The sequence below is a fragment of the Pseudovibrio sp. WM33 genome (assembly GCF_001623165.1).
Classification (GTDB): Bacteria; Pseudomonadota; Alphaproteobacteria; order Rhizobiales; family Stappiaceae; genus Pseudovibrio.
In genome coordinates this window covers 43,015-59,121 of sequence record NZ_LMCK01000096.1, presented here as the reverse complement: position 1 = coordinate 59,121, position 16,107 = coordinate 43,015, and the positions used below count along the sequence as shown (strand labels likewise).

The window sequence follows — 16,107 nt, the reverse complement described above, 5'->3', positions numbered from 1 at the left end:
AAAACACGCTCACCTGTCCAAATAAACGGAACCACCTCTGAGGGCGCCTTCAGGACTCGTCCTTAATCGCTCGAAAGATAGCGCCGTGCCGCAACATTTTGGCAGCCTCTGCAAGCTATCTGGAAGAGTTCGGAGTGCCGGTAATCCCAGAAGATCTGCACCACCATAACTGCCTGCATTACGCATATTTTAGTGATCAGCAAGAATGGACGCTGGAAGGTCCTGATGGACAAGTCAAAATTGAAGCCTCCGGTAATTTTCAGGTCAACAATGGCGATGCTCTCACAATCGCAGTTTTGGGAGGTTGCGGGATCGGTCGACTGACCACCTTCGCTGCAGGTGACTACTTAAGATCAGGAGAGTTACGCCAAGTCTTGCCAGAATACACCTTACCAACCCAAAACATGTACGCCGTCTACCCCGCCCGCCAATACCTCCCCACCAAAACCCGTAGTTTCATCGACTTCATCTCCAAAGAGATCGGAGGCGATGAACCTTATTGGGATAAGGAGCTCTACCCTTCCAGCCTCTCAACATCAAACACCAGATAGAGTAGTTTTTTGCACCAGTGCATTACGGTTTTGCGTTCTTGTTCGTCTGCTGTGAGGGCGACGATGTTGAGGCAGGAGACACTGATGAGGTTTTGGAGATAGGCGAGGCGGTGCGGGTTGTTTGGGAGTTGGCGGCCAAACTTCTCCTGGATACGGATGAAGCGTGCCAGAATTTGGTCCATGTGCGCTTCTTCAAGCTCTGACAATTCTTTAGAGGAGTTCATGGAGCGGCGAAGCTGCCAATGGCCTGCAGTGTTCGCTTGTGCATTGATTGCCATTTGCTCGAACATATCATCGATATAGTCCCGGATTGGCTCACTGCCATCATAGCGTGCATCCAGGTCATCCAGTCCGGTCAAAGCGTTTTCCAGCCAACGGCGAAACAGCTCATAAAGAATGGATTGTTTGTTGGGAAAGAAGTTGTAGAGCGACCCCACACTGACGCCAGCACGGCGGGCAATCTCATTGGTGTTGATCTTATCAACCTGACCTTCGCTCAGCATATCCAGCGTTGTCTGCAGGATAAGTTCGATTTTTTCTCGTGAGCGTTGTTGTTTGGCTTTCTTTCTCAAAGCGAGTGATTGCGCGTTCATGGATGGCATGGTCTGGCTGTCCTTTGTAAATCTCGCTTCCCTGTGTTCTGCCCAACAAGATTTCCAGAGGCAAGCCCTTTAAAAAAGAATTAGCAGATATACCAACTGAATATCTTGACTTATAAAGTCATGTTATCTACTAGATTGAAAATCGAGTTATTGCTCAACTTTTTGATCGTTAGGCCTGAAGCTGTCGCAATTTCAAAAAATTTTGAAAAATCAAATGATTGCGCTCCATCCAAAATTAGCGTCAAGCCAGAAGCCAGACACCTTTGGAGCGATTATCAGTGGGATAGGTGTTTGAAACATGGGCATCCACTACAAGTCTGCGCTTCTGTCTGGCTCCTCCATTAGCTTGCTGCTGTTTGCTGGAATCGTGAATGCGCAAGAGGCGGGTCCTCCCAATCAAGATCTGGATGAAGTTGTTGTATACGGCTCTTCCGTTGCCGAAGACGCGTTGGCGCCGACCCTAGGTTATGTCCCAACTGAGACAGCGAGTGCTGGCCGTATTGGTTTGCCGATCGAGGAAACACCACGTTCTGTTTCGGTGGTTTCCTCTCAGCAGATGGAAGATCAGGGCGCCGAATCTATTGTAGATGCGATTTCCTACAGCGCTGGTGTTGTGCCTGCGATCTACGGATTTGATCTTCGTTACGATAACTATGCAATTCGTGGTTTTGAAAGCGCTGTTGGTGGGCTTAACTACCGCGATGGGTTGCCGTTGCGAATTTTTGCCTGGGGTGGCTGGAACATTGAGCCATTTGGTGTCGAGCGCGTTGAAGTGTTGCGTGGCCCGTCCTCCGATTTGTTTGGTGCGAACCAGCCAGGCGGCCTGGTCAACACTGTCACCAAGCGCCCGCAAGAAGATTTTTCTGCGATTTTGCAAGCAACCTATGGAAACAACAACCGTAAACAACTTGCTGCAGACGTAACAGGTTCCCTCTCAGAAGGTTCTCCAATCAGCTATCGGTTGGTTGGAGTTGGCCGTTTGTCAGATACCCAAGTAGATCATGTGAATGATGACCGGTTCTATTTTGCTCCATCTATAACTGCGAAGCTTGGCGATCAAACCAAGCTTACATTGCTTGCTCAATACCAGAAAGATTTTCAGGGTGAGAGCTGGCAGATACTGCCGCAACATGGGACTCTGCTGCCAAATAGTCAGGGTAGTTTTGACTACGACACATTTGCCGGTGATCCGGATCGCAAAGGGCTGAACCGTGACCAGCACTATGTTGGTTATGAGCTTGATCACCAGTTCGACAATGGCCTTGAGTTCTATCAGCGTGCACGCTTGGCTTATAATAATATTACCTATGATGGTGCCTACAATGGGGGCGCAATAGACTTTGACACGCTTTTAGCAAGTGGGGTTCCGAAGGCTTCGGGTGTTGATACCGTTGTTCTTGTCAAAAACGAAGTCGAAGAAACTGGCTATCAGGGATCCATTGATACCGCACTCAAGTTTGATGCCACATTTGGGGCTGTTGAGACGCAATTTATTGCGGGTCTGGATTACTATAAAGGCTATTCCGAAGCTGATTTAGGAAGCGGGTATGCCGGAGAAAAGAACCTCTTTACGGGCCAAATTACAAATCTCCTACCTAGCCTGCCAGGAATTAACGCGGCTTTGTTGAGCGACTATACAGGGTTCTCAGATCAATCAGTTACGCAAACCGGATTGTATGCTGCAGCAAATTCCAAGATACTTGATAAGTTCCGGCTTGATTTAAATGTTCGTCATGATTGGCTAGAGCGAGACACCAAGGGGCAAAGACCTGAGCCATTTGCCGTAGTGGCGGATGAGCAAACATTTGACCGTGCGCTTACCGGACGTATTGGTCTCTCATATGTGAGTGATTACGGCATCACCCCCTTCGCGAGCTATGGGACATCCTTTGATGCTCCTCCTGCTGGAACGACCAAGGAGGGTCGAGCCTTCAAACCGACTTATGCAAAGCAGTTTGAAGTCGGCATCAAGTATGCACCTACGAGTTTTGATGGTTTCTTCAGCGTAGCCGGTTTTCAAATTACAAAAGATAATGTTCTGACAAATGACCCGAACCACGCAGGACCTGTGCCAGCGTCGATCCAGGCCGGAGAGGTCAGGGTGCGTGGCTTGGAGTTTGAAGGTGCGATTGAGCTATACAGTGGTTTGTCTGCGCTCGGCAGCTACACCTACCTGGATACTGAAGTCACAAAAGATACAACTTCGTCTCTTTTAGGAAATCAACTTGAGCGCATTCCAGAGCATGCAGGCTCCCTCTGGCTCAAATACGACTTTGCGGAAAATACCTGGTTAGATGGTTTGAGTGTTGCCGCTGGAGCGCGATATCTGGGAGACCGATATGGTGACAATGAGAACGCGATTAAGCTTGATCCGGTGACACTTCTGGATGCGGCCGTGAGTTATGAATACCAAAACTTCAAACTCTCTTTCACAGGCCGGAATCTTGCAGATAAGTCATATATTAGTCATTGCGGTAAAGCGACACTTGCATCGCTTGTGCCTGCAAGTCTGAATATGGACTCCCACAACTGCACATATGGCAAGGGACGTGAGTTACGGTTGCAGTTGACCAGTACTTTCTAGAGCTTCTCAATCAGTAAATACGGTGATGCCACGGGCTTTTCAGTCCGTGGCTGGTTTTGTGAGAGTGACATGCAAACCATCCACGCATGCATCAAAAAAATGAAGCTGCTGTTGTACTGCACTGTGCAGCTCCTTGCTGTGACTTTGCTGGGCCCTCAGCAGACGACAGCAGCTGAATTTCCAATGGTGTTTGAGCATCAGTACGGGACAACGACGGTCACTGCAGAGCCCAAGCGGATCGTTTCTGTCAGTTTCATTGGGCATGACTTCCTTCTGGCGTTGGGAGTGAAGCCGGTAGCGCTTCGGCGTTGGTATGGCAATTATCCGAGCGGTGTTTGGCCTTGGGCGCAGCCCGCTCTGGAGGATGCTAAGCCGACAGTCATGTGGGGTGAGATCAATGTGGAGCAGATCGCTGCTCTGAAACCTGATCTGATCTTGGGTTTGTGGTCTGGAATGACCCGTTCTCAGTACAAGATACTCTCGCAGATTGCGCCCGTTCTCGTGCCTGAAGAGCGCTTCGGGGATTACGGAACGCCGTGGCAGCAGATGACACGCACAATAGCGAAGGCTGTTGGGCGTACTGCAAAAGGTGAGCAAGTAGTGCAGGATCTGGAAGCTCGCTTTTCTGCTATTAAGGCACGCAATTCGACATGGCTCGGCAAATCTGCCGTGGTTGTGTGGCCGGGAGATATCGGGGCCTATCCTTCGTCAGATTTGCGTGGGCGTTTCCTGAGCGATCTTGGGTTTATTGTCTCTCAAAAAGTGGAAGCGCTTGTTCGCAGCGATCTTTTTTATGTGCGTGTCTCGCCAGAGGACTTGGATCCGATTGATACGGATGTGCTGATCTGGCTCGACTTTGGCTCAGGTGCCTCCCAAATCAACACTTTGCGGCTCCGACCAACAATGCGCGTCTACAATGAAGGCCGTGAGGTGGTGGCAACGCCTATGATCGCAGCTGCCCTCTCACATTCCTCACCACTCAGCCTGAGCTTTGCTTTAGATCAGCTGGAACCGCTGATCGCAGCAGCGATTGATGGTGACCCGGCAACACCTGTTGCGACTTCAGTTGAGGCAGGCATCACCCGTGCACAGCAAATGGAGGGGCAGTGATGTTTGCTGAAACCGCTCAACGAGTTGGGACTGGTGATAGTCTTGCTCACTCCGGTCAGTCTCGAGGTGGCTGGTCACTTGCGTTTGTAGCCATTTTGATTGCTTTGTCTGTGGTGTCGCTTGGTGCAGGTGTGCGGGCAGTTCCACTCTCGGCAATCAGTGATGCTTTGCTGGCAACTGATCTGAGTAATCCGGATCATATTGTGATTTTGGAAATGCGTGTGCCACGGCTTATTGGTGCGCTTTTGATCGGTGCATCTCTGGCAATGGCTGGTGCGATCATGCAGATCGTAACCCGCAATCCGTTGGCTGATCCGGGATTGTTTGGAGTGAATGCCGGTGCCTCTATGGCCGTTGTGCTCTCCATTTGGGGAGCAGGCATTTCTGCTGCCGGGATGTTCATCTGGCCAGCAATGGCGGGTGCGTTTGTGGTGAGCATTGCGGTGTATGGGCTTGCTAATCTGGGGCAGGGCGGAGCCAGCCCCTTGCGCATGGCTTTGGCGGGTGCGGCTGTCAGCTCATTCCTTTTGGCATTGGTGCGTGGTGTACTGCTGGTCAGTCAGCAAACGTTGGAAACCTATCGCTTCTGGGTGGTTGGCTCATTGCAAGGCGTCAAGCCGGAGATCTTGTTCCAACTTTGGCCGTTCTTTGCAGCTGGCTTTCTTGCCTGCGTTCTCCTCGGGCGCTGGCTGAATGCACTTTCGCTTGGTGAGGATTTAGCGAAGTCACTTGGCACTAAGATGGGTCTTGTGAAGGCGTTGAGTTTGTTTGCTGTGGTCTGTCTCTCAGGCGGTTCTGTCGCTTTGGCAGGACCTGTTGCATTTGTGGGACTTGTTGTGCCGCATGTGGCACGACGCTTCAGTGGAGCGGACAGCGCTTGGTTGTTGCTGTTCTCAGCTCTGCTGGGCGCGTTGTTTGTGCTGTCCGGAGACATTCTTGGCCGAATAGTGCTTGAAGGTCGTGAGCTGCAAATTGGCGTCACAGTGGCATTAGTAGGTGGTCCGTTCTTCGTCTATCTCCTCAGAAAAACAAGGATGATGTCTCCATGAAGTTACTCGGTCATCATCTCGTCGTGCCGTTACCCGGCGGTGCATTGCTCATGCGTAAGCGCAGTGCTGTGGTGGGTGCAGTCTTGCTGGTACTCAGCTTAATTGCACTGTTTGCTGCGCATTGGCTTGGAGCTTATCCAATCTCAGCAGACCGTATCGTTCCGCTGTTCTTCAGCGGGGAAGGCGGTGTGGACCAACTCATCCTTCTGGATGTGCGGATGCCGCGTATTCTCGTCGGAGTGTTTGTGGGCGGTCTTATGGGCATGTCCGGCGCAATCTTTCAGGCACTTATGCGTAATCCGCTGGCGTCGCCAGATGTGCTTGGGTTCAATGCAGGCGCTGCGTTTGGTGCATTGTTGACGATCTTCCTGTTTGGATCTGCGGTCTACGTGTTTTGGGGGGCAGTGGCTGGTGGAGTGCTGACGGCGCTTCTTGTGGTCGCACTGTCCTGGCACCGCGGGCTGGATCTGTTCCGGTTGATCATGGTTGGCATTGGTATTGGGTTCACTCTGCTGGCCTGTGCTGATTTTCTCATGTCTCAGCTTGATATTCAGCGCGCTTCTGACATGGCAAAATGGCTCGTCGGTAGTCTTGGGCAGGTGCAACGCGAAGACATAGCACCGGTTGCCATCGCATTTGTTGTTCTGGGCGCACTGGGTGTTGTGCTGCAGTACTTTTTGGACAGGCTTGCCTTCGATGAGGATCTGGCAACGGGTCTTGGCCTTAAAGTGAATGGCCTGCGGTTGCTTCTGGTTGCAGTTGCAGTGGTGATGACAGCAACAGCTGTTGCGGTTGCTGGCCCAATCCCTTTTGTGGCCTTTGTCTCTGGCCCCATAGCTCGCCAGCTTTCCAGAACTCCATCGTCAGCGCTTATCCTTGCTGCTGGGATTGGTATTCTCGTCACGTTGTTATCTGACACCGCTGCACGCACATTGGTTGCAGCTTTTCAAATGCCGACGGGTGTTTTTACAGCTCTTATCGGTGCTCCCTATCTTATTTGGTTGCTTGCCCGGCAGGCAAAACGGAACCTCATCTAATGCTTGAGCCTCAAGAAAATACGCCGCTGGAAGCCAAGGATCTAGGGCTCTCGTTTGGATCGCATGTTGTCCTTAAGGACTTTAATCTGGCAGTCCCGAAAGGGCAGATTTCGGTTGTGATTGGCCCGAATGCCTGCGGAAAATCGACACTCCTGCGGTCATTGGCTCGATTGGAAAAGCCGAGTGCGGGTACTGTGTTGCTGGATGGTAAATCCATCCACAAACAGCCCACACGCGGGGTTGCCAAGCGCCTCGGTATTTTGCCCCAGATGCCTATTGCACCCGAAGGCATCACGGTTGGTGATCTTGTAAGCCGCGGTCGTACGCCTCACCAGTCCGTCTGGCGGCAATGGTCGCGGCAGGATGAAGTGGCCATTCAAAATGCGATGGACATGACAAAAATTACTGAGCTGCGTGACAAAGCTTTCAGTTCGCTGTCTGGCGGTCAGCGGCAACGTGTCTGGATTGCAATGGCACTGGCACAGGAGACTGATCTGTTGTTGCTGGATGAACCAACGACTTTTCTTGACCTTGCACACCAGATAGAACTGCTTGAGTTGTTGAAGCGATGCAATGAAGAACAGCAAATGACGATCGTCGCTGTGTTGCACGATATCAACCTCGCAGCACGCTATGCTCATCATCTTGTGGTGATGAAGAACGGGCAAATCGAAGCGCAGGGCAGTGCTGACAAGGTCATTACACAAGACATCATGAAATCAACCTTTGGTCTGGAGTGCTATGTGATGTCTGATCCGGTGAAGGGAACCCCGCTGATTGTTCCAGCTTGATGCCAACAATATTTTGATAAAACAAGACGAGCACTTTGATGACAACCACTGCAACAGAACTTCATAAGATCGAAAGCCTCATTCCCGGTATCGAGTTTGCCAAAGCCATTGTGCTTTTTGCTGCCGAAGCAAAACTCCATAATCTGACGCTGGAAGAAATTACCAGTACCCACTACCGCGTGAATTCTCCAGTCGGAATGGTTGAGTTTCTGAAGGCGGATGCAGAGGCAAAGCTGGTGATCTCAGCACCATCTCAAGAGGCACTGCATCTTGTCAAAGAGAGTGTCGAGCATCTTATTGGCCACATTGACATAAACATTCCACCTCAAATGATCTGGGCTGGGGACTTCACAGCGGGTGTTCACCCTCCCAATTTTCTTGAAGTTCAGGTCGTTAAAACAGCTGCTTTCAGCTCCAATTTTATCCGGGTAACGGTCTCAGCAGAGGGCATTCAGCGCTTCTTTGAAGGTGGCTTGCATTTTCGTCTGTTGTTCTCAAAAAACCTGGGTTTTGAAGCCAGATGGCCCTATTGGGATGACAAAGGCCACACGGTCTGGCCTGAGGGTGATTATGAATTGATGCGCCCTGTCTACACTGTTCGCCAGTTCGATAAGTCAGCACAGACTATCGACTTTGATGTTTTCCTGCATGAAGGCGGGCCGACAGCGGAGTGGGCAGCTCGCGTTAACGAAGGGGACAAGGTTGGTCTACTTGGCCCTGGTGGCGGGTGGATTCCGGAGGCCAAGTATCTGTTGCTTGCCGGAGATGAAACAGCCATTCCAGCTATCTCACGCATTCTCGAAAGTTCTCCTGCAGGTACGAAAGGTGCAGTGATCATTAGTGTTTCAAAAAAAGGCATGGAAGCACCGATCCCGTTACCTGAGACAATGAGCCTTGAATGGATTTATCGGGATACTCATGGTCATGACGGATTATTTGAAGCTGCAAAACAAATAGAAATCCCTGAGGTTCAGGAGGCATTCCTCTGGTTTGCTGCGGAAAAGAAAACTGCCAAGAAAGCGCGCAAGTATTTCCGTAATGAAGTTGGTTTCAAAGCCGACAACTGCTACATCGCGGGGTTTTGGGAGGAGGAATAAGCTCTCCTAAAACCCAAAGAGCTTTGCGCCTTGGTAAAACAGGAATGACACCAGCCAGGCATAGCTTAGAGACAAGATCAGCGAGAAACTGGTGAACTGCCAAGACTTTCCTTCTGAATGCACTGTCGCAATGGTCGTTAGACAAGGCGTGTAAAGCAGGCAGAACAAGCAGAAACTATAGGCTTCCAGCGGTGTTACACTCATCGAAATGGCTTGAGAAACACCGCTGGCAGATAATGCGTAGATTGTAGACAAAGATCCGATGACGATCTCTTTGGCGATGAAACCGAAGATCAGTGCCAGAGTGAGATATGGATTGATGCCGATTGGCTCCATGATCGGCTGAAGTAAGACACCTAGCTGGCCACCATAGGTGCTCAATCCTTCCGCGCCAACTGGCAGGTTTGTCAACAACCAAACCAGAATGCAGCCGATGATAATAAACCGTGAAGCTCTTCTGATGAACTCACGTACCTCACCCCAACCTCTGAGTAAAACCTGTTTGACTGTCGGAATCCGATAAGGGGGTATCTCCAACAAGAAGGGTTCCTGGCTCTTGAACTGCTTGGAAAAGCTGAAAATGGCAGCCGTTGAAAAAGCAGCGAGGAAGCTGATCACGTAAAAGGAGAACAACACTAGTGCACCTTTGGAACTGGGAAAGGTGGCACTGATAATAAAAACGAACACAGCTAGGCGCGCAGAGCAGAGCGAAAATGGAATAACCAGCATGGCGAGCAGGCGCAAGGAGCGTGTGCGCATGACACGTGTTCCCATCAAGGCGGGCACATTGCAGCCAAACCTCATCATTTGCATCACAAAAGCACGCCCATCCAGCCCGACGCGGCGCATGAGTGCATCCATTAAAAAAGCAGCACGTGCCAGATACCCGCTATCTTCAACTGCGGCCATGCAAAAGAAGAAGAGCACAAGAAGCGGCACAAATGATGCGACCGTCGACAGACCAAGCCATATGCCTTTGATCAGGAAGCTATTGAGCCAGACAGGTGCCCAGGCCAAACCCGGCTCCAGTAATATCGTTTGTACCCAGTCAGCACCTCGGCTCACAAGATCCTGAGAGGGAAGGCCAATCTCCCAGATCACGGAGAAGATAACCAGCATGCTGAGGAAGAACATGGGCAAGCCGAGCAGCGGATGTAAAAACAGCTGATCCAGCTTTTCCGTCAGTGTTTTCGGCCAGATTTTGGGAAGAGTCACGCAACCTTTCAAAGCATCATCGAGCGTTTCCTCAGTCATTAGCGTTTTGAACAGTGAGTCATAGTCCGCCAGAACCGGCTTGCTGGCAAAGTCAGAGCTTAAACTGTTCGAGACTTGTTTCATGGTATCGTCAAAGCCAGTGCCGTATTTGGCGCTAATCAAAGCCACTGGCATCTTGAGAGAATTCTGCAACTGCTCAAGATCAAACGTGATGCCGAGCTTATGAGCTTCATCGCACATGTTGAGCATGACAACAGCAGGCAGTCCCAGCGCCTTCACCTGCAAAGGCATCAGGATCTGTCGTTCAATCTGCGCTGCATTGATAACGATGATAACCAGATCAATCGGAAACTTTGTCAAAAACCGGTTCACGACGGCTTCGTCTTCAGATCCGCCTTCCAGATTATAAATACCCGGCAGGTCAACATATTCCACGTTTCGCCCTGCTAAAGGCACGCGCGCGCATCACATTAACGGTGATCCCCGGCCAGTTGTCAACGGAGGCACGGGCATTGGTGATGCGATTAAACAGCATGGATTTGCCAGTGTTTGGCTGACCGATAAGTGCAATACGTGGGGTACTCTGGGCACCTGCCTCAGGCCGAGGGTTCATCGCCTTTGATCTCCTCCACAACAACGCAACGTGCTTCAGAACGTCGGATCGCAACCTGTGTTACCTGATTGACACGAAGCAACATGGGGCCACCCAACCAAGCCAGCCGCATAACGCTGACTTCCTTCCCAATGTTGATCCCCAGTGCGTTCAAGCGAACGACAAGAGCGCGTCCATCAGATGTTTCCTCGCTCTCGATCTGTCGCACAATGGCTCTTTCGCCTTTGAGAAGGTGATCGAGACTGCGGGTTTTCGGTGCATTGCTCATAATCTGTTCTTGGAGCGTTGGGGTGAAGTTGAGGTTTAAACTCATAAATACACAAGCTCCTCTCAGCAAACTGGTTAGAAGCGTGTTGCTGCTGGCTTGAAAACTTAGCTAAAGCAGAAATTATTGTATTTTCCCCTAAATTCTAATTGCGAATAACTTGCAAGTAATGATTGAAAATATGAGTGTAATTCTCTAGTTAAAAATCATTAGTTGGTTAGCCAGAACGACTCGTTCGAGCCAGGCCGTTGAGTGCTAGGTAGAAAATGGCTAACGACAGCAGTGCCCATATTGCAGGGCAGGCGCGCGCAACTTCACACAACGAGCAAGGTGATCGTACCGCCCGTTCAGTCATTATCGTGCTGGCAGGGCTTTATGTGGCTCAGGCTATTCCGGTTTATCTTGTCGCTGCGGCCATGCCGGCGATCTTCCGCGCACAAGGTATCAGTCTTGTCAGCATTGGCTCTATGGCACTTTTGATGCTGCCTTGGGTCGTCAAATTCCTCTGGGCGCCAATTGTTGACCGCTATTCTATACCTGCCTTGGGAAGGCGCCGAAGCTGGATCATCCCGATGCAGCTTATCTCAGTGGGCATCATCACTTACCTCTCGACACTCAATGTCGCGGAGCAACTGCACATCCTGTTTCCATTACTGATGGTTCTGGCGCTGTCCTCCTCTACACAGGACATTGCGACAGATGGCTTTGCCGTTGAACACCTCGCACCGAAAGACCAGCCCCTTGGCAACGCAGTCCAGGGAGGCAGTGTTGCAGCAGGAGTGCTGATCGGTGGTTCTTTATCCCTGTTCCTGCATGATCTGTGGGGGTGGAGCTTTGCCCTTAAAACCGCTGCGGGCCTGTCATTTCTCACTTTGCTGCCATTGCTCTTCTTTAAGGAAAACCCTCGGAAAGACAAAGGTGTCGATGGAGAAAGCAAACCACGGCCATCGATCATCGGATTTGTAAAGCGCAACAACACTTTGATGCTGCTGTTCTTTGCACTGCTGTTCCGCCTGCCTGAGGGGCTCGTCAAAGGCGTTGAGCAAGCATTTCTGGTGGACTTCGGCTTTTCTCTTTCACAGATCGGAATGGTTAGCGGAGGTGCAGCCGCTTGCGTTGGCTTGGGCGGTTCAGCGATTGCTGTGGTGCTGATCAAACGAGCCGGTCTGATGCAGTTCCTCTGGTTTATTGGCACTTTGAGGACTTTGTGTTTCCTCGGCTACGCATCTGTGGCGTTGCTGGACTATCGCGGAGTCGCAGTGCTCGTTGGCCTTTCTGCCGCCAACACCTTCATCCGCTACATGGAAATCGTCGGTCTTTACAGCGCATTCATGCGCGTCAGTTCGCTCAAGCAAGCTGGTACCGACTTCACCATTCTCAGCTGCGCAAATCTTTTCGTCTACATGCTGGGTAGCGTAGTTGCTGGCTTTATCGCGCAGCATTCCGGCTACGGCATCCTCTTCTCGCTCGCGACGATCTGCTCAGTCGCAGGTATTTTGGCAAGCATGCACTTCTTCAAAAAAGCATCCATCGGCAAGGGGCAACAAACTGCCGAAGATGCAGATTTTTCAACAACATCACCGATAAAAACTTAGGGGGCAATATGAAACGCGTCGCTATGGGGAACAAAGGTTCCTTCGCGCGAGTGCTACTGTGCACCGTCGCGCCTTTCGCAATGTTTCAAACAGCATCCATCGCAACTGCACAGGATGCCATCGAAGACGACACCGACCTAACCGTCGTCGTAACCGCCAGCCGCACCGAGGAATCCATCTCCTCGATCCCGGGCACGGTGCAAGTGATCTCCGGCGAAGAACTGCAACAAGCGGTCGCTGCGAACGGAGATATCACGACAGCTTTAGGACGTTATGTGCCGGGGTTGAATCTCAGCAATGATACACTCAGTGGATTAGGGGAAACTTTCCGCGGGCGCTCACTACAAGTTTTGGTCAATGGTAGTCCACGTACATCTTCTCTGCGTAAAGTAAATCGTGTGCTCAGCCTCATTGATGCAGACAGCATTGAGCGCATTGAGATTATCAATGGCGCAAGCGCTGTGTATGGTGACGGCGGTACAGGCGGTATCATCAATGTCATCACCAAGAGTGCGGATAAAGAGGGCTTCAGTGGGTCTTTCTCTACGACCATCTCTGCAAGTGAGCGGAATGTTAAAGATAGTGCGCATGTGCTCACGAGTGTTGAGGCTGGATACCGGAAAGATGGCAAGAGCATTCAACTGAATGGTCAGTTCAAGAACACGGGTGATTTGTTTGCCGGAAACGGCACGCGCGTACCAGAAGATCCGGCAACTGGGCAGGGTGGTGGCTCTGGTATCGAGCAATACAATATCTCTGGTCGTGTTGGTTTTGAAGCTGAGCGATTTGATGTCTCGATTTACGCCAACCTGCTCAAAATGGAGCAAGATATCGAGTTCTATTCCGATTTCACATCGGACCCGGTTTCTCAAAACACCAGCGATCTCTATAAAGGGCTGAGCCCGATGGAAGACGCCAAGAACCTGACCGCGACATTAAATGTCTACGATCTGGGGCTTTTCGGTGATGCCAATGTAGAACTTTTTTACAACGATACTGAAAGACGTTCGGCTTTGGTTCCATTAAGTGACGCTAATCCGTTCACTTATTCTCCAGATCCGGACCGTTCTCAAAACTCAGTATTCATGAAGCAGGTTGGAGTTCGCACAACATTTGATCGCGATCTCAGCAATCTCTACGAAGGGTTGGAGTTCAGCTACGGGGGCGACTTTACCTACGAAGATGTAACCCAGAAGCTACCTGATGGCCGTGATATCATGGGTCCAATGGAGCAAAACTCTTTTGCAGTCTTTGGACAGCTCAAGGTTCCTCTCGGAGAGATGTTCGAACTGCGTGGTGGCCTTCGTTATCAACGCTATGATTTGAGCGTGGGTGATTATACCCGTCCTTCAGGTCAAATTAAATATCCAGGCTTTCCGATCTTAGATGTCCCTGAAGCAAGTGTGAAAGGGGGAGATGCTGTTTATGATGCTACAGTTTTTAACTTAGGCGGTGTCATGCACGTCTCAGATGAGTTAGACCTTTTTGCAGGCTTCTCTCAAGGGTATTCTGTACCTGACATAGGTGGTTTCACGCGCCGCGCAGTTGATTATGAATTCAAAGCCCCACTAGCAGACATAAGAGATCCTCTTGTTACACTTGACCCAGCACTGGGTATTAACCGATTAGATCCAAATACTTGGGTGGAATGGGAGACTGAGTTCAATTTCTCTGATTTACAGCCTGAGGCAGCCATCGTAAACAATTATGAAATCGGTGGACGCTTCAATAATGGTAAATATTCTGTAGCAACTTCTGTCTTCCTTTCTACAACGGACAAAGGATTAACTTTTAACCCAGCTGCGAGTGCTTTAACGCAGCGAAAAGAGCGCATCTGGGGCGCTGAGTTAAATGCAAGAGCTGTGATCGACGCCAATTGGAGCCTTGGAACTATTCTCGCCTACAAAGAAGGTGTTTATGATTATGATGAGGATGGCGACCTTGACGACGCGTTGCCGAATAATCGCATTGGTTCCCCATTCCAGGCGACCCTTTATACAGACTACCGCTTTGAGAATGGCTTGAGCCTTCATGGCGAAGCAATCTACGGCTCCGGGCGAGATGTTGATGACGGGAACCCGCAGTCAGAAGATCTAAAGCTGAAGCAGACATTCACTGTCAATGCAGGCGCCAAATACGCTGCAGATTTTGGGACTGTGAAGTTTGGTGTAGAAAATGTGTTTGATACCAAGCAGACCAATGTAACAGCAAGCTCCGGCCGTAACCGCAACGTCCTAGCCGAAGGCCGCCGCGTCTTCTTGCAGTACACCAAGACGTTCTAGGTTATGCAAATGTGAGACAGGGCTTTGCCTTGCTGGCAGGTCCATCTGATAAACACAAAAAAACAGCGCAGGGACTAGAGGTTCTGCGCTGTTTTTGCTTTAGCGAGTAGAGGGAGGGTTACTCGCCGGGTTCGAGCACGTCTTCGTGGTCGACGACTTTCCCTTTCACCTTCATCCAGACTGCTGAGGCAATCAGCAGGGCTGCGAGGATGCCGCCGATGGTGGAGACTGTCATAGGCAGGCCGAATCCAAGTTTGGTGGAGTTCAGCAGGAAGGTCACAACAACGGTAGTCATGAAGGTTGCCGGAATGGTGCAGATCCAATGCAGCTTGTTATGACGCAGCAGATAGGCAGCAGCAGTCCACAACATCAGTGCGGCAGTTGCTTGATTGGCAACGCCGAAGTAACGCCAGATCACTCCGAAATCCACCTGAGTCAGGAGTGCACCGCCAACGAACAGTGGGATTGCCAGCAACAAACGCTTTGGCATCTGGTTCTGTGGCATGTTGAAGAACTCAGCCAGGATCAGACGTGCTGAACGGAAAGCGGTGTCACCAGAGGTGATCGGCAGGACGATAACACCGAGTACTGCGAGGAAGCCACCAAACGCGCCCAGAAGACCGTTGGATGCTTCGTAAACAAGGTTCGCAGGATTGCCGCCCATGCCTTCAGAAAGACCTTCAACGCCGCCGAAGAAGGACAGAGCAATCGCACACTAGATAATCGCGATCACGCCTTCACCAATCATCGCACCATAAAAGACGAAGCGCCCATTTTGTTCATTCTCCATGCAGCGCGCCATCAGTGGAGACTGAGTGGCATGGAAGCCGGAGATCGCACCACAAGCGATGGTGATGAACAGAGCAGGCCAAAGTGGCATGTCATTCGGGTTCAGGTTCTGGAAGAAATCGCCAGCTTCAACACCTGGCAGCATGGTGTGTTCGCTGGACAGCAGCAAAGCGACCGTCAAGCCCACAGACATAAACACCAGTAATGCGCCGAAGAAGGGGTAGAAGCGCCCGATGATCTTGTCGACAGGAACGATGGTGGCGATCAGGTAGTATGCGAAGATGCAAACCAGGAAGATGGTTACATCAACACCAGTCAGGCGGCCGAGCAGGCTTGCTGGAGCAGACACAAACACCACGCCCACCAGCAGAAGCAATACAATTGCAAAGATGTTCATGAAGTGTTTTGCGGCCCCTGCCGAGGTACTTGCCAGCAAGGTTCGGGACGGATTGCCCTTTGTTGCGAACGGACAACATGCCGGAGAAGTAATCATGCACTGCGCCTGCAAAGATGCAGCCACAAACGAT

At 50.9% G+C, this 16,107-nt stretch carries 15 protein-coding genes and 1 pseudogene; 9 read left to right on the top strand and 7 right to left on the bottom strand.

The features are described 5' to 3' along the window. Window positions 1-56: 56 nt before the first annotated feature. Window positions 57-551 (top strand): annotated as a pseudogene (locus tag PsWM33_RS18510) (substrate binding domain-containing protein); the annotation flags it as partial. On the opposite strand, the gene PsWM33_RS18505 reads toward PsWM33_RS18510, so the two are convergent. Further along, window positions 515-1,153, bottom strand: a complete 639-nt coding sequence (locus PsWM33_RS18505; protein ID WP_063301199.1) for a TetR/AcrR family transcriptional regulator — start codon at window positions 1,151-1,153, stop codon at window positions 515-517. The pseudogene PsWM33_RS18510 and the gene PsWM33_RS18505 overlap by 37 nt on opposite strands. Window positions 1,154-1,451: 298 nt before the next feature. Between PsWM33_RS18505 and PsWM33_RS18500 the strand changes: the two genes are divergently transcribed. The 6 genes from PsWM33_RS18500 to PsWM33_RS18475 all read left to right on the top strand — a co-directional run bounded on the left by PsWM33_RS18500 (window position 1,452) and on the right by PsWM33_RS18475 (window position 8,821). After that, window positions 1,452-3,737, top strand: coding sequence for a TonB-dependent siderophore receptor (locus PsWM33_RS18500; protein WP_063301198.1), 2,286 nt, complete (start codon window positions 1,452-1,454; stop codon window positions 3,735-3,737). A 69-nt stretch (window positions 3,738-3,806) separates the two neighbouring features. Then, window positions 3,807-4,847, top strand: coding sequence for an iron-siderophore ABC transporter substrate-binding protein (locus PsWM33_RS18495; RefSeq protein WP_063301197.1), 1,041 nt, complete (start codon window positions 3,807-3,809; stop codon window positions 4,845-4,847). After that, entirely contained in the window at window positions 4,847-5,896 is a 1,050-nt protein-coding gene (locus PsWM33_RS18490; RefSeq protein WP_063301196.1) for a FecCD family ABC transporter permease, read from the top strand. Before PsWM33_RS18495 ends, PsWM33_RS18490 begins: the two co-directional genes overlap by 1 nt. Continuing rightward, window positions 5,893-6,933, top strand: coding sequence for a FecCD family ABC transporter permease (locus PsWM33_RS18485; RefSeq protein WP_063301195.1), 1,041 nt, complete (start codon window positions 5,893-5,895; stop codon window positions 6,931-6,933). Before PsWM33_RS18490 ends, PsWM33_RS18485 begins: the two co-directional genes overlap by 4 nt. Then, on the top strand, window positions 6,933-7,724 hold the full coding sequence (locus PsWM33_RS18480) for an ABC transporter ATP-binding protein (protein WP_063301194.1): 792 nt from the start codon (window positions 6,933-6,935) through the stop codon (window positions 7,722-7,724). The genes PsWM33_RS18485 and PsWM33_RS18480 overlap by 1 nt, the downstream gene beginning before the upstream one ends. A 38-nt stretch (window positions 7,725-7,762) precedes the next feature. Then, complete coding sequence (locus PsWM33_RS18475) at window positions 7,763-8,821, top strand: siderophore-interacting protein (RefSeq protein ID WP_063295269.1); 1,059 nt, start codon at window positions 7,763-7,765, stop codon at window positions 8,819-8,821. A gap of 6 nt (window positions 8,822-8,827) precedes the next feature. On the opposite strand, the gene feoB is transcribed toward PsWM33_RS18475, so the two are convergent. The 3 genes from feoB to PsWM33_RS18465 are packed head-to-tail and all read right to left on the bottom strand — an operon-like array spanning window position 8,828 to window position 10,962. Further along, a complete protein-coding gene (gene feoB / locus PsWM33_RS18470; protein WP_208994634.1) occupies window positions 8,828-10,471 on the bottom strand; it encodes a ferrous iron transport protein B in 1,644 nt (547 codons plus the stop codon). Further along, a complete protein-coding gene (locus PsWM33_RS28690; protein ID WP_208994633.1) occupies window positions 10,458-10,649 on the bottom strand; it encodes a FeoB small GTPase domain-containing protein in 192 nt (63 codons plus the stop codon). The genes feoB and PsWM33_RS28690 overlap by 14 nt, the downstream gene beginning before the upstream one ends. Next, the gene (locus PsWM33_RS18465; RefSeq protein ID WP_063301193.1) at window positions 10,633-10,962 is read right to left on the bottom strand and encodes a FeoA family protein; all 330 of its coding nucleotides are present in this window, start codon (window positions 10,960-10,962) and stop codon (window positions 10,633-10,635) included. The genes PsWM33_RS28690 and PsWM33_RS18465 overlap by 17 nt, the downstream gene beginning before the upstream one ends. Window positions 10,963-11,180: 218 nt before the next feature. Here PsWM33_RS18465 and PsWM33_RS18460 point away from each other — a divergent pair, with 218 nt between their 5' ends. After that, window positions 11,181-12,509, top strand: a complete 1,329-nt coding sequence (locus PsWM33_RS18460; protein ID WP_063301192.1) for an MFS transporter — start codon at window positions 11,181-11,183, stop codon at window positions 12,507-12,509. Window positions 12,510-12,517: 8 nt separating this feature from the next. Beyond that, window positions 12,518-14,791, top strand: coding sequence for a TonB-dependent receptor (locus tag PsWM33_RS18455; RefSeq protein ID WP_208994632.1), 2,274 nt, complete (start codon window positions 12,518-12,520; stop codon window positions 14,789-14,791). A 118-nt stretch (window positions 14,792-14,909) separates the two neighbouring features. On the opposite strand, the gene PsWM33_RS28090 is transcribed toward PsWM33_RS18455, so the two are convergent. From PsWM33_RS28090 to PsWM33_RS28080, 3 genes are read right to left on the bottom strand one after another with little or no spacing between them, the layout of a single operon-like run. Further along, window positions 14,910-15,455 carry a carbon starvation CstA family protein gene (locus PsWM33_RS28090; protein WP_208994631.1) on the bottom strand — a complete coding sequence of 182 codons (546 nt, stop codon included), beginning with the start codon at window positions 15,453-15,455 and terminating at the stop codon, window positions 14,910-14,912. Between the two features lie 51 nt (window positions 15,456-15,506). After that, entirely contained in the window at window positions 15,507-15,929 is a 423-nt protein-coding gene (locus PsWM33_RS28085) for a carbon starvation CstA family protein (RefSeq protein ID WP_244276714.1), read from the bottom strand. Beyond that, window positions 15,886-16,056, bottom strand: coding sequence for a hypothetical protein (locus tag PsWM33_RS28080; RefSeq protein WP_244272484.1), 171 nt, complete (start codon window positions 16,054-16,056; stop codon window positions 15,886-15,888). Before PsWM33_RS28080 ends, PsWM33_RS28085 begins: the two co-directional genes overlap by 44 nt. Window positions 16,057-16,107: the final 51 nt, after the last annotated feature.

Bases quoted from the DNA above. Each gene is read 5' to 3' on its own strand.
- PsWM33_RS18505 (WP_063301199.1), bottom strand. From the start codon at position 1,153: ATGCCATCCATGAACGCGCAATCACTCGCTTTGAGAAAGAAAGCCAAA.
- PsWM33_RS18500 (WP_063301198.1), top strand. From the start codon at position 1,452: ATGGGCATCCACTACAAGTCTGCGCTTCTGTCTGGCTCCTCCATTAGC.
- PsWM33_RS18495 (WP_063301197.1), top strand. From the start codon at position 3,807: ATGCAAACCATCCACGCATGCATCAAAAAAATGAAGCTGCTGTTGTAC.
- PsWM33_RS18490 (WP_063301196.1), top strand. From the start codon at position 4,847: ATGTTTGCTGAAACCGCTCAACGAGTTGGGACTGGTGATAGTCTTGCT.
- PsWM33_RS18485 (WP_063301195.1), top strand. From the start codon at position 5,893: ATGAAGTTACTCGGTCATCATCTCGTCGTGCCGTTACCCGGCGGTGCA.
- PsWM33_RS18480 (WP_063301194.1), top strand. From the start codon at position 6,933: ATGCTTGAGCCTCAAGAAAATACGCCGCTGGAAGCCAAGGATCTAGGG.
- PsWM33_RS18475 (WP_063295269.1), top strand. From the start codon at position 7,763: ATGACAACCACTGCAACAGAACTTCATAAGATCGAAAGCCTCATTCCC.
- PsWM33_RS28690 (WP_208994633.1), bottom strand. From the start codon at position 10,649: ATGAACCCTCGGCCTGAGGCAGGTGCCCAGAGTACCCCACGTATTGCA.
- PsWM33_RS18465 (WP_063301193.1), bottom strand. From the start codon at position 10,962: ATGAGTTTAAACCTCAACTTCACCCCAACGCTCCAAGAACAGATTATG.
- PsWM33_RS18460 (WP_063301192.1), top strand. From the start codon at position 11,181: ATGGCTAACGACAGCAGTGCCCATATTGCAGGGCAGGCGCGCGCAACT.
- PsWM33_RS18455 (WP_208994632.1), top strand. From the start codon at position 12,518: ATGAAACGCGTCGCTATGGGGAACAAAGGTTCCTTCGCGCGAGTGCTA.
- PsWM33_RS28090 (WP_208994631.1), bottom strand. From the start codon at position 15,455: ATGGGCGGCAATCCTGCGAACCTTGTTTACGAAGCATCCAACGGTCTT.
- PsWM33_RS28080 (WP_244272484.1), bottom strand. From the start codon at position 16,056: ATGTTGTCCGTTCGCAACAAAGGGCAATCCGTCCCGAACCTTGCTGGC.